Origin of the sequence: Paraburkholderia franconis (assembly GCF_009362735.1) — a bacterium.
Lineage (GTDB): Bacteria > Pseudomonadota > Gammaproteobacteria > Burkholderiales > Burkholderiaceae > Paraburkholderia > Paraburkholderia franconis.
The window spans coordinates 1-5,797 of record NZ_WHNP01000162.1 but is presented as its reverse complement, the minus strand read 5'-3'; the positions used below and the strand labels follow the sequence as shown (position 1 = coordinate 5,797).

Genomic DNA, 5,797 nt, shown 5'->3' with positions numbered 1-5,797 from the left:
TGCGCGGGCGGCCTGTCGCCTGGGTCGACCTCAACGCACGCACACCTCGTCCTCGCCCCCGGGCCTTCGCTCGCAGCTTGTACGCCCACGAACGATGCATTCCAAACGACGCCGAAACCGCATCGGGATGTTCCCCATCGTTCATCCGCTCAAGTGCCAGCATGCGCATCTCTTCGAGGATGTTGTGCGCCAGACTTCTCCCGTCTCGTTTCACAGTCCGTGGCTCCATCGAGTGACACGACACGATAGATCAGCACTCGTCGAATTTGTTCCCTAACTTACTGACCAATGAGTAATTCTGTATTCATCCTCGCCCGTTACTTCGGGACAGATACTGACTATGCATGGGCAACTTACCAACCGATAGGTCTGATTCGCGACGCGTGGTCCGAACGTCTGATTCCTCATTATTCACTCGGCGTGTTGTTTGTTCTCTCGCATATCGCCTGTGGACTGCGGACCGTTATGTTGGCGCACGGTGTAAGTATCCAAAAAGCAAACCAAATCTGCTGGACCCTTATCGCCGCGAGTTCTGTTTGGACTGTAATCATCGTGGCAGGCATGCTCGGGGTTCGTATCTAAACTCACTCTCGCGGGAACACGGCCCGCGAGAACGAACCTTCGATACGGCAAAAGGCCAATTGCGGAAAATGAAAACGCTAGGCGCTCGCCGCCGATCTGTCACAGAAAAAACCGTAGGAACCTAGTCGCTGCTCGCGAGATTTGACAGGATCGCGCGAGTAACTCGACGGGATTTATTGTCAGTTGCATTTCGTCCACCACCACAGCGTCCAGACAGTCGAACGCCGCGAAGCGTCATCCGTGTCGTCCGAGAGACCATGGTCTTTTCCCGTTTCGCTTGGAGTGATAGCCGGCTCCGCAACGCGGCGCGTCATTCGGGAAGAAAGAAGGCGCGTGTATGGACGCCGCATGCAAAGATCAAGAACCTTAGGAAAGACTAGCTGCGCAAATTCTTTGCGGCGCTAGTGAGGGAGTACGGCGCCATCTTCACCGGCAACGTGAACTCTTCGGCGCTCGCCAAGGGAGGTATGGCGAAATCCGTGCTCATGCCCTCTGCAGCCTGCTCCGGACCGTCCTGCACTACAAGACGTTTACGCCGGCGTGCGGTTGGGGGACGTAGATGAAAGTTACTCAAACCAGGGCTTGCAACTGCCGCAGAGGACTAGCACGAAAAGGACGGGGCAGGGCTCGGGGTAACGGCATGGGCCTGCCCGCAATATGGCACGCATCGTCAACGCGACATCAAGGCGACAGCGCGCATGCTCGCGGCGGAACGTCGTTGTCTTGCCAAAAGAGACTCCGTCCTTACCGCGCATATCGCGCGGCAGCCCCAAACTGCGGGCGGGAGCACTTCAACTCGCGATTCGCTCTGCGAGCTTGCGAATGAACGGGGCCGCAGTCACGACAACAGGAAGCATGGTCAGCCATGAAATACCCCATGACGTCAGCCAATGCGGTACAAACATGCCGCCTTTGAGAAACGAAATGCTCGCAATCGCGGCAGCGATGGCACTAGTCAGCCCCGCTTGAAGAACGCCAAAAACGAAGTGACTATAACGAGACGAGATCTTTAGCATACGAATCACCTTTTGCTCACTTCGACGCAGCGCGTTCGCGCGTCGTATCAAGAGTCTTCACTGTATGCCCAGTCGATGCGTCTCACCAGTCCGTCCCGAAGCAAAAAAATGCTCATTCGTATCATTACACGCAGAGCTTACTGAGCCGAACCTTCCTTATGTTCCGATGGTCATTTGCCAGTTCAGTCGTTGGCGACGCCCTTAGCGCCGCCGCTCACCGGAGTCATACGCGCCACACGTGTCAAGATGCTCCGCCGACACGAACGGAGGGAGTCCGCGTCGTAGCCGGCCCCTGCAGCAGTCGCCCAAGGCCGCGGTGGCCTTGGCAACGGCGTCAACCACAATCAGTCCGGTAAGCACGTATCGTCAATCAATCGTTGGGCTGCGCTGAACCCCGCCATGAGAGCAGCCGCTTCGGTTCCGAATGGCTTTTTGTTGTCGTTTGTCACGCGCACAGGAAGCGGGAGCGAGTTTGGCATCCCCTTCCCCCCGATGCTCACGATCGCGACGAAGCCGATGGGCAGCGATGGCACAAGGCTGCGTGTGACTTCCCACACAGGTTCAAGGTCTACGGTTACTTCAAAGCCTTTGTAGGGATACGTTCTTTGCATGTGATGCGGCGAATAGATTTTCGGCGGTCCACAGTGGAAGTGATGTTGGTCTCTCGTGCCTCAGGAGGATACTAAGAACGTCAACGGTGATTGCTTCCCGGTCCCCGGTGTCGGCAGACAGACCGGATGACCGGCGTGTCACCGACGGTGCCCCGTAGTCGTCCGAGCGGTCTCGCCTACTACAGCGCACTCTAATCCCGTTTCTGGACACCGTATTTCGTCATATATGCTTCTCGAAGCGCTTCTTCTGACGCTCCCTCTCCAAAGCGGTAGGCAGGTGACAACAGTGGCAACGCCTCACGCACGTCGATCCGGACGACGTGATCAACCGGATAATCCGAGCCGTTCGTCCCCCAAACCCATTCCGCGACGAACTCCCGATCAACATCCCCAACGGCCAGCACACCTGCCCTCCCATTGAAGCGGTACCCTCGCCGGGCGAAGATGTCGACCACGTTGATCGAAATTTCCGGGTTACGCAGGATATTTTTGATGGTCTGAGGCGAGGCGATATCCGCGAAAAACAGTGCGTCATTGCGTGCGACAAGCGACGCCTTCGGAGAAAGATTCGGCGATCCATCTTCGTTTACTGTCGCGACGAACGAGAGGATCGCGCGCTGGATTACGTCGAGCATGTCGGTGGTAAGAATCGGCATCATAGTCTCCTAAGTACCAGCGGCGGAGCGCCACCGAGGCCTATACTATGAATTCGATGGCATATCGCATAGAGCCAAGATCCGGCGCGCTCACCAGGCCATGATTCGCACATAAGCAGGCACGCTATCTCCACTCGACCCGTCCTCTACGGAGCCCTCGTACCGGCAAGTCTATGTCCGGTGTCGTAACGCGATCGCCGATGATCGCCTTGCTCCAGGCAACCGAGTACCGTCGGCTCGCGCGTTGACCGCAGAGTTGTGCTTCCCGACTCAATTGTTGTTGCAACACAGAAACATTTTGGTCACCCCCGTCCCGGACGATGAGAAGATTGATCGTCGCGCGGGCGTTTGTCATTGCATCACGTGTGCGTGCCGCCATTGTTACGCCTGCAATCAGAGTCCCCTTAGCATGTCGTGGTCTCTACCACGGCGCTTGGCACTGCCCGAATAGGCGTCGAAAAAAACGTGCGATGGTGCAGACTGCCGGAATTCTCCAGCGGAGGTACTCGCTGCGGTTGACCTGCGCTGTGAGCGCTCGTCCCTCTATGGCGAACGCTCACAGCATCACGAACCGTCCTCAAAGGTCATAATTCGCCTGTGTACTCGCCGCGTGCCGGGTAATCATGCTGAATCGCGAAATCGAGAGCCTGCAGTAGCTCCTTAAAATTCGGGCGCACGAACGGCATAGACTGGACGGAAAGATAGTAAATCGTCCGGTCTGGACGCAGCAGGAACAAGCCAGGTTCCGAAAACATTTCAGGCTCATCGACCCCGATGGATGATTTGCCACGCGATGTGGAGATATAAAGTCCCCATTTTCGGGCCTCAGTTAGCGGTAGTCCATAACCGATGCGCAAGCTGTCGGCTGCTACCTTTTTCTGCATTTCTCTCGCGCGAGGTTCGCTATCGGAACTGATGGCAATCGTCGCAACTTCTCGCTCAGCGAATTCCGGCGTGAGTCGTTCCAACTCCTTTAGATACATTGCACAGGTAGGACAATGAAGCCCGCGATAAAAACAAATCAACGTCATTCGCCCAGGCATTTCCGAGGCGAGATCGAACGAACCGTGGTCCAAGGTATCAACGACAAGTGCAGGTGCCGTCTGACGAGGAAAAAGCATCGCGCAACTCCTTTTTCGTAATCAATAATTCGCGCCGGCTGACGCGAGCGCTCTACTTTCGCACATTTTTTAGAATGAGAAACTCGAAAGACATGGCCAAGAGTCCGGCGTTATTCGCCACGCTGCAACTCTTTAGCATCCAGCGTCGCCGGCCGTTGTGCTGTATCAGTTGACAGGGTCCTTGACAGCGCGAGCACCAGCAGCCGCGCAAATATCCAGCCGCTTACCGGTTCGCTTTGCAACAAGGTTGAGCGCAAGCTCGCAGAACTGGAAATACATCTTCGCTACATACGCGCAGTCCCAGTCGTCGTGAATGGCAGGTGTACCGTTCTTCCGCACACGTACCAATAGATGTCCCGCTGTCCGCATACGTGGAGCCCCGACATCGCACAAAAGGCATCGCGCTTCAAACACCGTTCCAACATAACGGTGTCCGATAAGAACACGCTCGTCGTCCGCAATAGCCAGTTTTTCGATTAACTCCTCTTTCGTTACCGGGTAACGAAACGCCCAGCTAAATGCAACGAAAGCGCGGGTACGTTTGACATTGCCCGCGCCATTTTGTTTTTTTGTGTACTGCCCGTCCTCGTATCGTTACTGCGTAACGCTTGCAAAAGCGGATGTCCAGCTTAGGTAATCACCAGATCTTGCCGTTACCCACCTGCGCCCTGAACCGTGCTGTCCAGCGTCAAGCAGCTAGGGACGGTATCACCGTGGATTTCCAGGCTGCCCTCCGCGAAAAAGGTAGCGTGCGCGGACCTGTGTTGAAAATAGGCACGGTTTGTCACGGTCGATAAAAAGCGCACCAAACCACAAGCAATGGCCCAACACCGACCGACAAACGGCCCACCCAATTCCCAAAGAAGAAGTACAATTTAATGACAAAGACAGTGCCGAAACGCGATTCCCACCACATGTTCGTGATGGTTTGAATTCCGCTCGTCACGCTATCGATATTGCGTCACCCCTTTCCTGGGCTACCTTGACCTGCAGGACGACCTATATTAGTCCCGCCTTCCGTTGCTTCCACCGCTTGGACATTGCGAGGATACGTCTAACCCTGTCCGCCTGCTACGGAGCCTTCAGTGTTCGGCGCTCATGCAAAGATGTGAGGCGACGCCGGAAAACGCTCGATTCCGAGCCGTGCAACGCATTAAACGCCAATGAGTAGTTACTTCGACTCGAAAAACCTACCATTTTCGCTACCTTGCACCGGATAGTTGGTGATAGCCAGCAATTCCGCGGCCTTCTTTAAGCGCACGATCTTCAGCATGACCATTGGCGACTGGCCAAACGCTTTCATGAAATGCGCAGCGAAGGCCGAACGACTCATTCCGGCGATGTCGGCAAGACACTCAATTGACAATGAAAACGCGGATCGTCCGAGAATTGCTTCTAGCGCACTCGCGAGGCGTCTGTCACCAACTCCTACTGTCCAAGGCAGGTCCCTGCCGCCACTGTCTATTTTCGCCGAAGCACGAGAACCAGATACTGCTTCAGCAGCGCGTCGACCGGGCGATGTCCCGAAGACAGTTGAAGGTTGGGACGGCGGGTGCGGCATAGGTTAGGCAACCTTCCGATCGTGGTCAATCGATTTTGAGGTCGATCGTTTCAAGGCGGCAGCGAGAATCCAGAGCTCGTTCACGCCGAGGATTTTCCGGAAGTGCTTCTCAGCTTCCAGGAAGCCTGCGGCCGTCCAGCGCAAGGCCATATCGGCGTCACGATAGCGCTTCACGCGCCCCGCGACACGGCGCACCGCGCCGTTCGGATTCTCGATGATGTTGGTCGTCGACAGGCCACGCATGAGCGCC

General features: G+C 56.0%; 4 protein-coding genes and 2 pseudogenes. All 6 read right to left on the bottom strand.

The window, feature by feature from the left end; genetic code table 11:
- Window positions 1-214 (bottom strand): annotated as a pseudogene (locus GCT13_RS46685) (IS630 family transposase); the annotation flags it as partial.
- A gap of 1,159 nt (window positions 215-1,373) precedes the next feature.
- Window positions 1,374-1,598, bottom strand: coding sequence for a DUF2798 domain-containing protein (locus tag GCT13_RS46680; RefSeq protein WP_152768337.1), 225 nt, complete (start codon window positions 1,596-1,598; stop codon window positions 1,374-1,376).
- 802 nt (window positions 1,599-2,400) lie between these two features.
- Window positions 2,401-2,868 (bottom strand): pyridoxamine 5'-phosphate oxidase family protein, encoded by a 468-nt coding sequence (locus GCT13_RS46670; protein ID WP_227747393.1) that lies wholly within the window; start codon window positions 2,866-2,868, stop codon window positions 2,401-2,403.
- Window positions 2,869-3,449: 581 nt separating this feature from the next.
- Window positions 3,450-3,986: a peroxiredoxin-like family protein gene (locus tag GCT13_RS46665; protein ID WP_152768334.1), complete on the bottom strand. Its 537-nt coding sequence runs from the start codon at window positions 3,984-3,986 to the stop codon at window positions 3,450-3,452.
- A 1,171-nt stretch (window positions 3,987-5,157) separates the two neighbouring features.
- Window positions 5,158-5,319 (bottom strand): hypothetical protein, encoded by a 162-nt coding sequence (locus GCT13_RS50365; RefSeq protein ID WP_227747392.1) that lies wholly within the window; start codon window positions 5,317-5,319, stop codon window positions 5,158-5,160.
- A gap of 231 nt (window positions 5,320-5,550) precedes the next feature.
- Window positions 5,551-5,797: pseudogene (locus GCT13_RS46655) on the bottom strand (IS256 family transposase); the annotation flags it as partial.

Bases quoted from the DNA above. Each gene is read 5' to 3' on its own strand.
- GCT13_RS50365 (WP_227747392.1), bottom strand. From the start codon at position 5,319: ATGAGTCGTTCGGCCTTCGCTGCGCATTTCATGAAAGCGTTTGGCCAG.
- GCT13_RS46680 (WP_152768337.1), bottom strand. From the start codon at position 1,598: ATGCTAAAGATCTCGTCTCGTTATAGTCACTTCGTTTTTGGCGTTCTT.
- GCT13_RS46670 (WP_227747393.1), bottom strand. From the start codon at position 2,868: ATGATGCCGATTCTTACCACCGACATGCTCGACGTAATCCAGCGCGCG.
- GCT13_RS46665 (WP_152768334.1), bottom strand. From the start codon at position 3,986: ATGCTTTTTCCTCGTCAGACGGCACCTGCACTTGTCGTTGATACCTTG.